Annotated in this window: 14 protein-coding genes; all 14 read right to left on the bottom strand. The window is 70.7% G+C overall.

Annotation, left to right across the window (positions count from 1 at the left end; genetic code table 11):
• Positions 1 to 9: 9 nt before the first annotated feature.
• Positions 10 to 267 (bottom strand): ATP synthase F0 subunit C, encoded by a 258-nt coding sequence (gene atpE / locus ACZ51I_RS16860; protein ID WP_093874070.1) that lies wholly within the window; start codon positions 265 to 267, stop codon positions 10 to 12.
• 91 nt (positions 268 to 358) lie between these two features.
• Positions 359 to 1,168, bottom strand: coding sequence for a F0F1 ATP synthase subunit A (atpB, locus tag ACZ51I_RS16855; protein WP_468876293.1), 810 nt, complete (start codon positions 1,166 to 1,168; stop codon positions 359 to 361).
• Positions 1,169 to 1,393: 225 nt separating this feature from the next.
• A complete protein-coding gene (locus ACZ51I_RS16850) occupies positions 1,394 to 1,807 on the bottom strand; it encodes a hypothetical protein (protein WP_468876291.1) in 414 nt (137 codons plus the stop codon).
• A gap of 264 nt (positions 1,808 to 2,071) precedes the next feature.
• Complete coding sequence (locus ACZ51I_RS16845) at positions 2,072 to 3,391, bottom strand: MraY family glycosyltransferase (RefSeq protein ID WP_468876289.1); 1,320 nt, start codon at positions 3,389 to 3,391, stop codon at positions 2,072 to 2,074.
• Positions 3,392 to 3,498: 107 nt separating this feature from the next.
• Complete coding sequence (locus ACZ51I_RS16840; protein ID WP_468876287.1) at positions 3,499 to 4,746, bottom strand: serine hydroxymethyltransferase; 1,248 nt, start codon at positions 4,744 to 4,746, stop codon at positions 3,499 to 3,501.
• Positions 4,747 to 4,831: 85 nt separating this feature from the next.
• Positions 4,832 to 5,479 carry an arsenate reductase/protein-tyrosine-phosphatase family protein gene (locus ACZ51I_RS16835; RefSeq protein ID WP_468876285.1) on the bottom strand — a complete coding sequence of 216 codons (648 nt, stop codon included), beginning with the start codon at positions 5,477 to 5,479 and terminating at the stop codon, positions 4,832 to 4,834.
• Positions 5,476 to 6,123 (bottom strand): L-threonylcarbamoyladenylate synthase, encoded by a 648-nt coding sequence (locus ACZ51I_RS16830; RefSeq protein WP_468876283.1) that lies wholly within the window; start codon positions 6,121 to 6,123, stop codon positions 5,476 to 5,478. The genes ACZ51I_RS16835 and ACZ51I_RS16830 overlap by 4 nt, the downstream gene beginning before the upstream one ends.
• 40 nt (positions 6,124 to 6,163) lie before the next feature.
• Positions 6,164 to 7,009, bottom strand: a complete 846-nt coding sequence (gene prmC, locus ACZ51I_RS16825; RefSeq protein ID WP_352021416.1) for a peptide chain release factor N(5)-glutamine methyltransferase — start codon at positions 7,007 to 7,009, stop codon at positions 6,164 to 6,166.
• 40 nt (positions 7,010 to 7,049) lie between these two features.
• Positions 7,050 to 8,126 carry a peptide chain release factor 1 gene (gene prfA, locus ACZ51I_RS16820; protein ID WP_468876281.1) on the bottom strand — a complete coding sequence of 359 codons (1,077 nt, stop codon included), beginning with the start codon at positions 8,124 to 8,126 and terminating at the stop codon, positions 7,050 to 7,052.
• A 98-nt stretch (positions 8,127 to 8,224) separates the two neighbouring features.
• A complete protein-coding gene (rpmE, locus tag ACZ51I_RS16815) occupies positions 8,225 to 8,443 on the bottom strand; it encodes a 50S ribosomal protein L31 (RefSeq protein ID WP_055599288.1) in 219 nt (72 codons plus the stop codon).
• A 157-nt stretch (positions 8,444 to 8,600) separates the two neighbouring features.
• On the bottom strand, positions 8,601 to 9,695 hold the full coding sequence (locus tag ACZ51I_RS16810; protein WP_468876280.1) for an LCP family protein: 1,095 nt from the start codon (positions 9,693 to 9,695) through the stop codon (positions 8,601 to 8,603).
• A 194-nt stretch (positions 9,696 to 9,889) separates the two neighbouring features.
• A complete protein-coding gene (gene rho, locus ACZ51I_RS16805) occupies positions 9,890 to 11,977 on the bottom strand; it encodes a transcription termination factor Rho (RefSeq protein WP_468876278.1) in 2,088 nt (695 codons plus the stop codon).
• A gap of 417 nt (positions 11,978 to 12,394) precedes the next feature.
• Entirely contained in the window at positions 12,395 to 13,312 is a 918-nt protein-coding gene (gene thrB, locus ACZ51I_RS16800; protein WP_468876277.1) for a homoserine kinase, read from the bottom strand.
• 277 nt (positions 13,313 to 13,589) lie between these two features.
• Entirely contained in the window at positions 13,590 to 14,660 is a 1,071-nt protein-coding gene (gene thrC / locus ACZ51I_RS16795; RefSeq protein WP_468876275.1) for a threonine synthase, read from the bottom strand.
• Positions 14,661 to 14,663 lie beyond the last annotated feature (3 nt).

The following is a 14,663-nucleotide window of genomic DNA, read 5'->3' as shown; positions in this document are numbered from 1 at the left end:
CGGTCCGGCTTACTGGTAGACGAAGCCCATGACGATGCCGATGAGGGCGAGCGCCTCACAGAAGGCGAAGCCCATGATCTGGTTGGTACGGATGAGGCCGGCGGCCTCGGGCTGGCGGGCGAGCGCCTGCGTACCGTTACCGAAGATGATGCCGACGCCGACGCCGGGGCCGATCGCGGCGAGGCCGTAGCCGATCGAGGCGACGTTGCCGACGACGTTCTCCTTGGCGCCGGCGGCGAGGTTGACCATGTCGAGAGCAGCGGACATGCCGTTACTTCCTTCTCTTTCAATGACCCGGTGGGGGTTGGCCACCGGACGACTGATGGTTTCGGGGGTGGAGCTACGGGGCCGGGGAGGCTCAGTGGTGCTCGGAGAGCGCGCCCTGGACGTAGCTGCAGGCCAGGAGGACGAAGACGTACGCCTGGACGGCCTGGATGAAGAGCTCGAAGGCGGTCATCACGAGGACCATCACGAACGAGGCGCCGGCGTAGACGAAGCCCAGGCCGTTCATGAGGTACCAGGTGGCCAGCGAGAACATCACGATCAGCAGGTGACCGGCGAACATGTTCGCGAACAGTCGGACCGCGTGCGTGAAGGGCCGGATCAGCAGGTTCGAGAAGAACTCGAGGACGACGACCATCGGGAGGATGGCACCGAGGGACTTGTCGTAGCCGACGATGTTCTTCCAGCCGCCCACGAAGCCGTGCTTCTTGAAGGTGAGCGAGATCCACATGACGTACACGATCAGCGCGAGACCGGCCGGGAAGGCGATCAGCGAGGTGACCGGGAACTGGGCGAGCGGAATGATCGACCAGAGGTTCATGATCCAGACGAAGAAGAACAGCGACACCATGAAGGGGACGTACTTCTCGCCGTCCTTCTTGCCGATGATCTCGTAGACGATGCCGCGGCGCACGAAGTCGTAACCGGCCTCGCCGACCATCTGCATCTTGCCGGGGATCAGCTTGGGCTTGTTGAAAGCGGCCCAGAAGAACCCGACGACCACGATGGAGCCGAGGAGGGCGAGCAGCATCGGCTTGGTGAGCTCGATGCCGGCCACCGTCGCGACGGGCTCGTACATGAACGTGTGCAGGCCCGGCGCCGGGAAGCCACATCCACTGAAGATGTGGCAATCCGGGTCGAAGGCAAGCGTCTGGTCAGCACTCACCGCGGGCTCCTTCAGCGTGGCGCATAGGTACGGCAACCTCGTTGTGTCGGCGCGGCGCACAGCCGCGGGTCGGCACTGGACTGGTCTTACGGATAAGGGGGCGGCGGTTCGGCATCGAGCCTCTCGCTGGGACAGGCGCCGTTTCGGATGCCCGCGTCCGCAGTGCCGCAGTTGGCACCGGACGATAGCAGGAAGCCGAAGTCGGCTTTATCCCGGCCCTACCCTTCACGACTTGGACCCCGTGTTTCCGGGGTCGATGTACGTGATCTTGGCCTTCATGTAGGCCCGGGCCTGTGCGGCGACCCACACCACGGTCGTCGCGAGCAGCGTGAAGGCGAAGGCCTTGAAGTCGAACAGCGTCGTGTTCTTGAGCAAGGCCAGGAAGATGAAGAGCACCAGGAGCTGGGCCGTGTAGAGCATCAGCCCCATGGCCTGGAAGAGGTGCGGAAGCGACTTCGCCGTCCGCTGGAGAACCAGCTGCCCGATCCCCATGAAGAGGATGACCACCAGGGTGCCGACGACGGCGCCGATCGCACCCTTGCCACCGGCGACCACCCCGCTGACGACCGTGGCGACGGCGCCGACGGCTGCGGTGGGTACGGCGGTGTGCAGAAGGATGCGTGCGTCGTTCGACGGCATGGCGGTGTCTCCGCTTGCTCTGGAGGGGGCGATGGTGTCGTCAGGGACGAGCGTAAGCCCGGTCCGAGGTGGGTCTCGGGGCCAACAGACCGTCGCACTACGGTCTTTCGGCACTGTCGCCGGGTCTCGTGAACCGTATCACAAACTATTTGAATAGGTCTTTACCCAGAAGGTGTGCCAGTGGTCACACATGAGAGCTACTCCGCGCGTGTGTGCGCGACAGTAGGGCACCTTGTCTGGTATTGGCCCTGGATGGGGCTTTCGTCAACCGCGCGCCCCGGCCTTACTCCTGTCGGTGAAGCGCGAACGGTGACCGATGGCGGTCGCCCCGTTGACCCCGGCGGGCACGGGCTCCCGCTCCTCCCCGGCGAGCCCGGCCGACTCCGCGGGGCCGAGCGCCGGTACGGGGGCCGGCTTGCGGCGCCGGTAGCGGGGCGGCACGACGGACTGGGCCCAGCGCGGTGCGCGCGGGGTGAAGCGCGGCAGCAGGAGCAGCACCAGACCGATCGCGCTCAGCGCCACGACGCCGAGGACGATCCACATCGAGGCCGAATGGACCGAGTAGGCCAGCGTGCCGAAGGCGATGAGCGCCGACCAGAAGTACATGATCAGCACCGCACGGCTGTGCGAGTGCCCGATCTCCAGGAGCCGGTGGTGCAGATGGCCGCGGTCGGCCGCGAACGGCGACTGGCCCTTCCACGTACGGCGCACGATCGCGAGGACCAGGTCCGCCATCGGGATCGCGATGATCGTCAGCGGCAGCACGAGCGGGATGAAGACGGGCAGGGCGGCGTGGGTGGCCTGCCGGGTCGAGCCCTCGAAGATCTTCAGCGCGTCCGGGTCGACCTGGCCGGTGATCGAGATGGCGGAGGCCGCGAGGATCAGGCCGATCAGCATCGAGCCGGAGTCGCCCATGAAGATCCGCGCCGGGTGCATGTTGTGCGGGAGGAAGCCCAGGCACATGCCCATGAGGATGGCGGCGAAGAGGGTCGCGGGGGCGGCCGCCTCGATCGTGTAGCCGTACCAAAGGCGGTAGGCGTACAGGAAGAAGGCAGCGGCGGCGATGCAGACCATGCCGGCGGCGAGACCGTCGAGGCCGTCGACGAAGTTCACGGCGTTGATGGTGAGGACCACCAGGGCGACCGTGAGGAGCGTGCCCTGCCAGGGGGTGAGGGCGACGGTGCCGACGCCGGGGATCGGCAGCCACAGGATCGTCAGACCCTGCGCGACCATCACGCCGGCGGAGATCATCTGCGCGCCCAGCTTGATGAGCGCGTCCAGCTCGAACTTGTCGTCGAGGACGCCGATCAGCCAGATCAGGGCGGCGCCGGAGAGCAGCGCGCGCGGCTCGTTGGACTGCTCGAAGACGCTGTTCAGGTTCTGCAGGTGGTCGGCGACCAGCAGTCCCGCGCACAGCCCGAAGAACATGGCGATGCCACCGAGCCGCGGTGTCGGTTCTCGGTGTACGTCGCGGGCGCGGATCTCCGGCATCGCCCCGGTCGCGATGGCGAACTTCCGCACCGGACCGGTGAGCAGATAGGTCACCGCGGCCGTGACACAGAGCGTCAGCAGGTAATCACGCACGGGCTGCCCCACAGGAATCGCTGGCCATCTCAGCCCCACACCCTAGCCGTGCCGTCCATGTGGTCTGAGACACCGGGGTCGTCCGAACGGTTGCGCTCGGCCTCCCGTCAGCGTCCATACGGGGGAAATCGGGAGGTCAGCTCCCGTACCTCCGCGCGTACCCGGGCCGTTTCCCCGGGGTCGTCCCGCAACGCGACGGTGAACAGCGCGGCGATTCTCGCCATCTCCGGGGCGCCCATCCCCTGGGTGGTCACGGCGGCGGTGCCGAGCCGGATCCCGCGGCCCTCCCCGTAAGGAAGGGCGCAGGTGTCGAGCACGACGCCGGCGGCGGCGAGCCGGGCGCGGGCGGCGCGGCCCTCGACGCCGAGGGGCACCGTGTCGGCGGTGATGAGGTGGGTGTCCGTCCCGCCGGTGGTGACCGCGAAGCCCTCGGCGGTGAGCGCGGCCGCGAGGACGCGGGCGTTCTCGACCACCTGATGGGCGTACGCGGTGAACGCCGGCGCGGCCGCCTCGCCGAAGGCCACCGCCTTCGCCGCGATCGTGTGCATCTGGGCGCCGCCCTGGGTGAACGGGAACACCGCCCGGTCGACCCGGCCCGCGAACTCCTCGCCGCACAGGAGCATTCCGCCGCGCGGCCCGCGCAGCACCTTGTGCGTCGTGGCGCAGACGATGTCGGCGTACGGGACGGGGCTGGGGGCCGCTCCCCCGGCGACGAGGCCGATGGGGTGGGCGGCGTCCACGATGAGATAGGCGCCGACCTCGTCGGCGATCTCGCGGAAGATCGCGTGGTCGAGGTGGCGGGGATAGGAGATCGACCCGCAGACGATCGCCTTCGGGCGGTGGTGGCGGGCGAGCGCGGCGACCTGTTCGTAGTCGACGAGGCCGGTGTCGGCGTCGACGCCGTACGGGACGAAGTCGAACCAGCGGCCGGAGAAGTTCGCGGGCGAACCGTGCGTGAGGTGCCCGCCGTGGCCGAGCCCCATGGCCAGGACCGTGTCACCGGGCCTGAGAAGGGCCGCGTACGCCGCCAGGACGGCCGAGGAGCCGGAGTGGGACTGCACGTTCGCGTGGTCGGCTCCGAAGAGCGCGGTGGCCCGCTCGACGGCGATCCGCTCGACGGCGTCGGCGTACTCGCAGCCGCCGTGGTGGCGGGCGCCGGGATAGCCCTCGGCGTACTTGTTGGCGAGCGGGGAGCCGAGCGCGGCGAGGACGGCGGCCGAGGTGAAGTTCTCGGCGGCGATCAGCTGCAGACTGTCGGCCTGCCGCCGCGCCTCACCGAGCAGCACGTCGGCGACCTCGGGATCCTGCCGGCGCAGGACGTCGAGTTCCTCATCGGGGGGCGCGGTGACGGACATGGCTGACTCCGGACGTGGAGGGATGTCAGCACCAATGTAGGCAGCCGCACCCCGCCCCGCCTGTCGGCTCCTCCCGGCGCGCCCCTCAGCGGCGGGCCGAGACGCCCGTCAGGGCCGTCACCACCGGGTCCAGCGCCTGGTTGATCTCGTCGCCGATCGAGCGGAAGAAGGTGATCGGCGCCCCGTACGGGTCGTTGACCTCGTCGGCGTCCACGGAGGGCGCCAGGAGCCACCCGCGTAGAGCCGCGGCCGCGCGCACCAGGGCTCGGGCGCGTTCCACCATGCCCTCGTCGCGCGGGTCCGGGAGCGTGGCCGGGTCGATCGCGCGGACCAGGCGGGTGAACTCCTTCAGGGTGAAGGTGCGCAGGCCCGCCGAGTGGCCCATCGAGATGACCTGCGCCCGGTGGTCGCGGGTCGCCGTCAGGACGAGGTCGGCGCGGATGACGTGCTCGTCGAGGAGCTCGCGGCCCACGAAGCCGCTGGCGTCCGCGCCGAAGTCGGCGAGGACCAGTTCCGCGTTGGCCTCCATGGGCGCGCCCTCGTGGCCCCAGGTGCCCGCGCTCTCCACGATCAGGCCGCCGCCGAGGGGGTCCCCGAGGCGGTCGCTCAGGGCATGGCGGGTCAGCCGCTCGGTGATCGGCGAGCGGCAGACGTTGCCGGTGCTGACGTGGAGGATGCGGAAGGTGTCGCTGTCTTCGTGCCCCGCTATGCCACGCCCCTCAGGGGCGGTCAATGTGCCACCTCGAGGTCGGGTACGACCTTCCGGAGCTCCTCCGGGGAGAGCGCGCCCTCGCGCAGCAGCACCGGCACCTTGCCCGTGACGTCGACGATGGACGAGGGGACGATGCCGGGCGTGGGGCCGCCGTCGAGGTAGACGGAGACGGAGTCGCCGAGCATGCCCTGCGCCGCGTCGCAGTCCTCGGGGGCCGGGTGGCCGGTGAGGTTGGCCGAGGAGACGGCCATCGGGCCGACCTCGGTGAGCAGCTCGATCGCGACCGGGTGCAGGGGCATCCGGATGGCGACGGTGCCGCGGGTGTCGCCCAGGTCCCACTGGAGCGACGGCTGGTGCCGGGCGACGAGGGTGAGCGCGCCGGGCCAGAAGGCGTCGACGAGCTCCCAGGCCTGTTCGGAGAAGTCGGTGACCAGGCCGTGGAGGGTGTTCGGGGAGCCGATGAGCACGGGCGTGGGCATGGTGCGGCCGCGGCCCTTGGCGGCGAGCAGGTCCGCGACGGCCTCGCTGCTGAAGGCGTCCGCCCCGATCCCGTACACGGTGTCGGTGGGCAGCACGACCAGCTCGCCCCGGCGGACGGCGGACGCGGCCTCGCGCAGACCGGTCACGCGGTCGGTCGCCTCGTTGCAGTCGTATCGCCGTGCCATCAGTTCCCGGCCTCCTCGTACGCGTGGTTCGTCATGGCGGTCATGGCATCGCCTTGCGGGCGGTCGCGAAACGCGGCCGGTTGTTCAGGTCCGGGTGGTCGGCGGCGTCGGCCCAGCCGGCCTCCTCGTTGAAGATCCACGGCACCTGCCCGCCCTGGGTGTCCGCGTGCTCGATGACGACGAGGCCGCCGGGGCGAAGGAGACGGTGGGCGGTCCGCTCGATGCCCCGGATGGTGTCGAGGCCGTCCTCGCCGGAGAAGAGGGCCATCTCCGGGTCGTGGTCGCGGGCCTCGGGCGCCACGTACTCCCACTCGGTGAGCGGGATGTACGGAGGGTTGGAGATGACCAGGTCGACCTGGCCGTCCAGTTCGGGGAGCGCGGTGAGCGCGTCGCCCTGGTGGACGGTGACGCGGGAGCCCTCGGCGTTCTTGCGGGTCCACACGAGGGCGTCGTCGGAGAGCTCGACGGCGTGCACGCGCGAGCGCGGCACCTCCTGGGCCATGGCGAGGGCGATGGCCCCGGAGCCGGTGCAGAGGTCGACGATGAGCGGTTCGACGACGTCCATCGCGCGTACGGCGTCTATGGCCCAGCCGACGACCGACTCGGTCTCCGGGCGGGGCACGAAGACGCCGGGCCCCACCTGGAGCTCCAGGTAGCGGAAGAACGCCCGGCCGGTGATGTGCTGGAGCGGCTCGCGGGCCTCGCGGCGGGCGACGGTCTCCCAGTAACGGGCGTCGAAGTCCGCGTCCTTGACGTTGTGCAGCTCCCCCCGCTTGACGCCGTGCACGAACGCGGCGAGCTCCTCGGCGTCGAAACGCGGTGAGGGAACGCCGGCGTCGGCCAGCCGCTGGGTGGCCTGGGCCACCTCGGCAAGCAGCAGGTTCACGCTGGTCCTCCGTGGTGCGGGGTGGGGCTTGAGGGGGGCCTTACGCTGCGGCGAGCTTCGCCGCCGAGTCGGCGTCGACGCAGGCCTGGATCATGGCGTCGAGGTCGCCGTCGAGCACCTGGTCGAGGTTGTACGCCTTGAAGCCGACGCGGTGGTCCGAGATCCGGTTCTCCGGGTAGTTGTACGTACGGATCTTCTCGGACCGGTCGACGGTGCGGACCTGGCTGCGGCGGGCGTCGGCGGCCTTGGACTCGGCCTCCTCCTGGGCGGCGGCGAGGAGCCGGGAACGCAGGATGCGCATGGCCTGCTCCTTGTTCTGGAGCTGGCTCTTCTCGTTCTGGCAGGAGGCGACGATGCCGGTCGGCAGGTGCGTGATGCGGACGGCGGAGTCGGTGGTGTTGACCGACTGGCCGCCGGGGCCGGACGAGCGGTAGACGTCGATGCGCAGGTCGTTGGCGTGGACCTCGACCTCGACCTCCTCGGCCTCGGGCGTGACGAGCACACCGGCGGCGGAGGTGTGGATGCGGCCGGCGGACTCGGTGGCGGGCACGCGCTGGACGCGGTGCACCCCCCCCTCGTACTTGAGCCGGGCCCAGACGCCCTGGCCGGGCTCGGTGGCGCCGTTGCCGCCCTTGGTCTTCACCGCGACCTGGACGTCCTTGTAGCCGCCGAGCTCGGACTCGGTGGCGTCGATGATCTCGGTCTTCCAGCCGACGCGCTCGGCGTACCGCAGGTACATCCGGAGGAGGTCGCCGGCGAAGAGGGCCGACTCGTCGCCGCCCGCGCCCGCCTTGATCTCCAGGATGACGTCCTTGTCGTCGCTCGGGTCGCGCGGAACGAGGAGCAGGCGGAGCTTGTCGGTGAGCTCCTCGCGCTGCTTCTCCAGCTCCTTGACCTCGGCGGCGAAGTCGGGGTCGTCGTGCATCAGCTCGCGGGCGGTCTCGATGTCGTCACCGGTCTGCTTCCAGGAGCGGTAGGTGGCGACGATCGGGGTCAGCTCGGCGTAGCGCTTGTTGAGCTTGCGCGCGTTCGCCTGATCGGCGTGGACCGAAGGGTCCGCGATCTTCGTCTCGAGGTCGGCGTGCTCGCCGACCAGTTCCTCGACCGCCTCGAACATCGGGGGCTCCTGGGTTTTTTTCGTCAGTTGCTACGGGACGGCAAAGCGCCGGTCCCGGCCACCCGAGCGGGGCGGCCGAGGACCGGCGCAGGGGCTCGCTACTTGGCGGAGCCGGCCTTGCCGAAGCGGGCCTCGAAACGGGCCACGCGGCCACCGGTGTCGAGGATCTTCTGCTTGCCCGTGTAGAACGGGTGGCACTCGGAGCAGACCTCGGCACGGATGGTGCCGTCGGTCAGGGTGCTCCGGGTGGTGAACGACGCGCCACAGGTGCAGCTGACCTGGGTCTCGACGTACTCGGGGTGGATCTCGCGCTTCAAGGTGTCTCCTAGTTTCGGGAGGGCGCCGGGTCGCCGCCGCGGGTTGCGGACAGCGTGAACCGGGGCCGACGTACCAGTCTGCCAGGACCGGCCGTATCTCCCAAAACGGGGGTCGGGCCGGAGGTATTCCCGGGCTGCCGGCGCGGGCCTTCGCCGGCTACTTCACGAGGCCGTCGGCCTTGCCGGTGGCGGTGTCCTTCGTCGCCGACGCGGGGATCGCCCGGTCGTCCTTGAGGGCCTTCCAGACCTGCCGGGCCTTGGCTTCGAGGGGGATGACGCGGTTGGGGTCCCGGGGGTCGTACTCGACGGGCAGGGTGACCATGTGGACGTTCTGGGCGCCGATGCCGGAGAGGCCCTTGGCGAAGCCCATCAGCTCCTGGACCGAGTCGAGCTCGGAGTCGGGGGTGATGGCCTTGGTGGCGGCGTCGGCGAGACCGTACAGCCTGGTCGGGTTCGAGAAGACGCCGACGTCCTTGACCTGGTCGACGAAGGCCTTCATGAAGGCCTGCTGGAGCTGGATGCGACCGAGGTCGCTGCCGTCGCCGACGCTCTTGCGGGTGCGGACGAGACCGAGGGACTGCTCGCCGTCGAGGGTGTGCGTGCCCGGGGAGAGGTCGAGGTGGCTCTTGGAGTCCTGGATGGCCTTCGTGGTGGTGATCTCGACGCCGCCGAGCTCGTCGATGAGCTTCTTGAAGCCGGTGAAGTCGACCTCGATGTAGTGGTCCATGCGGATGCCGGAGATCGACTCGACGGTCTTGACGGCGCAGGCGGGGCCGCCCACCTCGTACGCGGTGTTGAACATGGCCCGCCGCTCGCCGGGGACGGCCGTCCCCTTCGCGTCGGCGCAGGAGGGCCGGTCTATGAGGGTGTCGCGCGGTATGGACACCACGCCGGCCTTCTTGTGGCCCTCGTAGACGTGCACGACCATCGCGGTGTCGGAGCGGGCGCCGCCCTCGTCCTTGCCGTAGGCGCCGTTGTCGCCGGAGCGCGAGTCGGAGCCGAGGACGAGGATGTCCAGGGAGCCGTTGTCGACGTCGTCGGGGCGTTCGGCGCCGAGCTGGGCGTTGATGTCGACGCCCTGGAGGTTGCCGTCGAGCTTCAGGTAGACGTAGCCGAGACCGGCTCCGCCGAGGACGAGGACCGCGGCTGCCCCCGATATGAGGATCGGCGCCTTGCGCCGCTTGGCGGGCTGCTTGCGGCGTCGGCCGCTGCCCGCGCCGCGTGCGCGGCCGCTCTTGCTCTGCTCGGTCATCGTCTTCCCTCGGCCCTAGGTTTCACCTTCTGTGACGGCGAAGCACCCGAAAGGGTTGCATACGGGCCTGTGAGGTTTGAGCGGGCGCAGCACCGCGCCCACCGTGCGGGGCACGGTGGGCGCGGTGTTTCGGCAGGTCACGACGGGGTCACGGGACCGGGGTCCGGCTCTCGTCGTGTGACGCAGCTCTCGCGTCAGTCGTTGTTGCCGGCTCCAGGGGTGGTCTTCTGGATCTGGAGCAGGAACTCGCCGTTCGACTTCGTCTGCTTCATCTTGTCGAGCAGCAGCTCGATCGCCTGCTGCTGGTCGAGCGCGTGGAGCACGCGACGCAGCTTCCAGGTGACGGCGAGCTCGTCGCTGCCGAGGAGGATCTCCTCCTTGCGCGTGCCCGAGGCGTCGACGTCGACGGCCGGGAAGATGCGCTTGTCGGCGAGCTTCCGGTCGAGCTTGAGCTCCATGTTGCCGGTGCCCTTGAACTCCTCGAAGATCACCTCGTCCATCCGCGAGCCGGTGTCGACCAGCGCGGTGGCCAGGATGGTCAGCGAGCCGCCGTCCTCGATGTTGCGCGCGGCACCGAAGAAGCGCTTCGGCGGGTAGAGCGCGGTCGAGTCGACACCACCGGACAGGATGCGGCCGGAGGCGGGCGCCGCGAGGTTGTACGCGCGGCCCAGGCGGGTGATCGAGTCGAGCAGGACGACCACGTCGTGACCCAGCTCCACGAGGCGCTTGGCGCGCTCGATGGCCAGCTCGGCGACGGTGGTGTGGTCCTCGGCCGGACGGTCGAAGGTCGAGGAGATGACCTCGCCCTTGACCGACCGCTGCATGTCGGTGACCTCTTCCGGACGCTCGTCGACCAGGACGACCATCAGGTGGCACTCGGGGTTGTTGACGGTGATCGCGTTGGCGATCGCCTGCATGATCATGGTCTTGCCGGTCTTCGGCGGGGCCACGATCAGACCGCGCTGGCCCTTGCCGATGGGCGCCACGAGGTCGATGATCCGCGTGGTCAGCACACCCGGGTCGGTCTCCAGACGGAGCCGGTCCTGCGGGTAGAGCGGGGTCAGCTTGTTGAACTCGGGGCGGCCGCGGCCGGAGTCGGCGGCCATGCCGTTCGCGGAGTCCAGGCGGACCAGCGCGTTGAACTTCTCGCGGCGCTCGCCCTCCTTCGGCTGACGCACGGCGCCGGTGACGTGGTCACCCTTGCGCAGGCCGTTCTTGCGGACCTGGGCGAGGGAGACGTACACGTCGTTCGGGCCGGGCAGGTAGCCGGAGGTCCGGATGAACGCGTAGTTGTCGAGGATGTCCAGGATGCCCGCGACGGGGATCAGGACGTCGTCGTCGGCGACCTGCGGCTCGCCGGCCTGGAAGTCGTCACGGCCACGACGGCCCCGGCGGTCGCGGTAGCGCCCGCGACGGCCGCGACGGCCGCCCGCCTCGTCGTCGTAGTCGTCCTGCGGACCGGCCTGCTGGCCACCCTGCTGCCCGCCCTGCTGACCCTGGCCGCCCTGGCCCTGGCCACCCTGGCGCTGACGCTGGCCGCCCTGGCCGCCGCCCTGCTGCTCGTCGCCCTTGCGGTCGCGCTGACGGTCACGGCGGTCACGGCGCTCGCCGCGCTCCCCGCGCTCGCCCCGCTCGCCGCGGTCACGGCGGCCGCGGCCCTCGGCGCCGTCGACGGCGGCCTCGGCCTTGGCGTCGGCCTGCGGCTCGGCCTTGACCTCACGGGTCTCGGTACGGGCCTCGGTCTTGACGGCCTGGGCGGCCTCGGCCTTGGCCTCGCCCTCCGGGGAACCGGCGGGGGCGGTGGCGCGACGGCGGCGGCGCTCGCCGGCCGGGGCGTCGTCGCTGGGGGCACCTCCCTGGTCGGGCGCAGCCGAGACCTTGGGGGACGGCTGGCCCGGGATGTCGATCTGCTGCTGGGCGACGGCCTTCTCGGCCTTCTCCGCCGTGGGCGCGGCGGCCTCGGCGGCCTCGCCCGTGCGGGCCTTGGAGGTGGCGCGGCGCTTCGGCTTGGCGTCGGCGGCGTCGGCGGTCTTGGCGGGCGCGGCGGATCCCCCGCCGGCCTGCGCCTCCTTGATGACCTCGATCAGCTGGCTCTTGCGCATCCGCGCGGTGCCCCTGATGCCGAGGCCGGACGCGACCTGCTGCAGCTCGGCCAGGACCATGCCGTCGAGGCCGGTGCCGGAGCGGCGGCGCCGTGCGGTGCCGGTGGCACCTGCGGCGGGCGCGGCGGTGTCGACATTGTTGTCGGCAGTCACGCCCATCAGATCGGTGGTGTCGCTCACGAAGGGTCCTTCCCTGGAGCGGACGTCGGCCATCTGGCTCGGCGACCGGTTGTGCTGTCCGGCCAGGGTCCTGGTTCGTGGACCGTGTCCGGGGCGGTGGTCCCGCCGGGTACGGCGGAGAGAGAAACGTGCTGTGGGTCCGGCCCGAGCGCCCCCTGCTCGGCCCTCACTGCAGGAGAGCGAGGGGTGTCGTGCCGGTTCCGGAGCGTGCTCGAAACTGCTCAGGCAGGCTGCTCAGGCAGTTGGGGAGGCTCCCGGAAGAATCGGTGGTCCCTGAGAGGGACACTCAGCACCGCGCCACAAAGGCGCCGGGTGCTGACTTGAGGTTAACACTACCGGCTCCAACAAACATTCCCCCTCTCCCTCACCGGCAATCTCCTGTCCGAGGCGCTGCCCGGCGCCCCGGGCGCCGCACGCCTAGGGCGCCAGCGGCAGGACACTCGCTCCGGACGCGTCGAGGTCGAGCCGGTTCGCGGCCCAGCCCTCGCCCGCGAGGCGGGCGACCTTGTCGGCCGTCCCGTGTTCGGCCAGCGCGAGGACCGTGGGGCCCGCGCCGGAGATGACCGCGGGGACGCCGTCCGCGCGCAGCCGGTTCACAAGTGCGATGCTCTCCGGCATCGCGGGGGCCCGGTACTCCTGGTGCAGCCGGTCCTCGGTGGCCGCGAGCAGCAGCTCGGGGCGGCGGGTCAGGGCCTCGACGAGGAGGGCGGCGCGCCCGGCGTTGGCGGCGGCGTCCACGTGCGGGACGGTGCGCGGCAGGAGTCCGCGGGCGGTCTCGGTCAGTACGGGCTTCCCGGGGACGAAGACCACCGGAACGATGGAGTCCGAGGGATCCATCCTGATCGCGCGCGCGGCACCGGCCTCGGTCCAGGCGAGCGTGAATCCGCCGAGGAGACAGGCGGCGACGTTGTCGGGGTGGCCCTCGATCTCGGTGGCCAGCTCCAGGAGGGCGGCCTCGTCGAGCCTGGCGTCCCCGCCTATGGTCACGGCGCGGGCGGCGACGATGCCGGCGCAGATGGCGGCGGAGGAGGAGCCGAGGCCGCGGCCGTGCGGGATGCGGTTGGCGCAGACGACCTCGAGGCCGCGCGGCTGTCCGCCGAGCAGGTCGAAGGCCGTGCGCAGGGAGCGTACGAGCAGGTGGCTCTCGTCGCGCGGGAGCGTGTCGGCGCCCTCGCCGGCGATGTCGACGTGCAGCCCGGAGTCGGCGACCCGGACGACGACGTCGTCGTAGAGCCCCAGCGACAGGCCGAAGGCGTCGAAGCCCGGCCCGAGGTTGGCGCTGGTGGCGGGGACGCGCACCCGTACGGCGGCGGCGCGGAACGCTGGACCGGCCATCGCTCGATGACTCTCCTTGATTGCGACAACGGGTATTTCAAGAGAAGTACTCGGAAACCCGGGGGCCGTTTCGGCCGCGGAGGCGACAACGGCAACGACACCGCGCATATGCGTCGGGGCGGGTTCGGTACAGCCTATCGAAGGAAGGTTCTGTGGCGACATAGGGCGCACAGGAGGCGCACGATGCGTGTCGCGCGCCAACCTGTGCGCCTATGTACGTTCCTGACCGGGTTTCGATCAGAACCGGCCCCCCTGTCGGGGCCCGGCGGGGGCTGGATCAGGCCAGGCCGAGGCGCTCGGCGGCGGCCGCGGCGTCGACAGGGACGGTGACCGGCTGCGGCGCGCCGGCGACGGCCCAGTCGGGGTCCTTGAGGCCGTTGCCGGTGACGGTGCAGACGATCCGCTGGCCCGGGTCGACCTTGCCCTGCGCGGCGGCCTTCAGCAGACCGGCGACCGAGGCGGCCGAGGCCGGCTCGACGAAGACGCCCTCCTGCGCGGCCAACAGGCGGTACGCCTGCAGGATCTCACGGTCCGTCACCTCGTCGATGAAGCCGCCCGACTCGTCGCGCGCGGCGATCGCGTAGTCCCACGAGGCCGGGTTGCCGATGCGGATCGCGGTGGCGATCGTCGACGGGTCCTTGACGACCTCGCCGCGCACGAGCGGGGCGGAGCCGGAGGCCTGGAAGCCCCACATGCGCGGGCGGTGGGTGGCGAGACCGTCAGTGGCGTACTCGCCGTACCCCTTCCAGTACGCCGTGATGTTGCCGGCGTTGCCCACGGGCAGGACGTGGATGTCGGGCGCGTCGCCCAGCATGTCCACGATCTCGAACGCGGCGGTCTTCTGGCCCTCGATGCGGACCGGGTTGACCGAATTGACCAGCGCCACCGGGTAGTTCTCGGAGAGGCTGCGGGCCAGGGTCAGGCAGTCGTCGAAGTTTCCGGCGACCTGGAGGATCTTCGCGCCGTGCACCAGGGCCTGGCCCATCTTGCCGAGCGCGATCTTGCCCTGCGGCACGAGGACGGCCGAGACCATGCCGGCGCGGACCGCGTAGGCCGCCGCCGAGGCGGAGGTGTTGCCGGTGGACGCGCAGATGACGGCCTGCGCGCCCTCCTCCTTGGCCCGGGTGATGGCCATGGTCATGCCCCGGTCCTTGAAGGAGCCGGTGGGGTTGGCGCCCTCGACCTTGAGGTGCACCTCGCAGCCCGTGCGCTCGGAGAGGACCTGAGCGGGGACGAGCGGCGTGCCGCCCTCACGGAGCGTGACGACCGGCGTCGTGTCCGTGACCGGAAGGCGGTCCCGGTACTCCTCGATGATGCCGCGCCACTGGTGGGTGCCCTTGTGGGTCATGGG

The organism is Streptomyces sp. NPDC034084 (assembly GCF_055575535.1).
The sequence above is the reverse complement of the archived record's forward strand: the minus strand, read 5'-3'. Positions and strand labels throughout refer to the sequence as shown.

Bases quoted from the DNA above. Each gene is read 5' to 3' on its own strand.
- atpE (WP_093874070.1), bottom strand. From the start codon at position 267: ATGTCCGCTGCTCTCGACATGGTCAACCTCGCCGCCGGCGCCAAGGAG.
- ACZ51I_RS16850 (WP_468876291.1), bottom strand. From the start codon at position 1,807: ATGCCGTCGAACGACGCACGCATCCTTCTGCACACCGCCGTACCCACC.
- ACZ51I_RS16840 (WP_468876287.1), bottom strand. From the start codon at position 4,746: ATGTCCGTCACCGCGCCCCCCGATGAGGAACTCGACGTCCTGCGCCGG.
- ACZ51I_RS16830 (WP_468876283.1), bottom strand. From the start codon at position 6,123: ATGGCACGGCGATACGACTGCAACGAGGCGACCGACCGCGTGACCGGT.
- prfA (WP_468876281.1), bottom strand. From the start codon at position 8,126: ATGTTCGAGGCGGTCGAGGAACTGGTCGGCGAGCACGCCGACCTCGAG.
- ACZ51I_RS16810 (WP_468876280.1), bottom strand. From the start codon at position 9,695: ATGACCGAGCAGAGCAAGAGCGGCCGCGCACGCGGCGCGGGCAGCGGC.
- thrB (WP_468876277.1), bottom strand. From the start codon at position 13,312: ATGGCCGGTCCAGCGTTCCGCGCCGCCGCCGTACGGGTGCGCGTCCCC.
- thrC (WP_468876275.1), bottom strand. From the start codon at position 14,660: ATGACCCACAAGGGCACCCACCAGTGGCGCGGCATCATCGAGGAGTAC.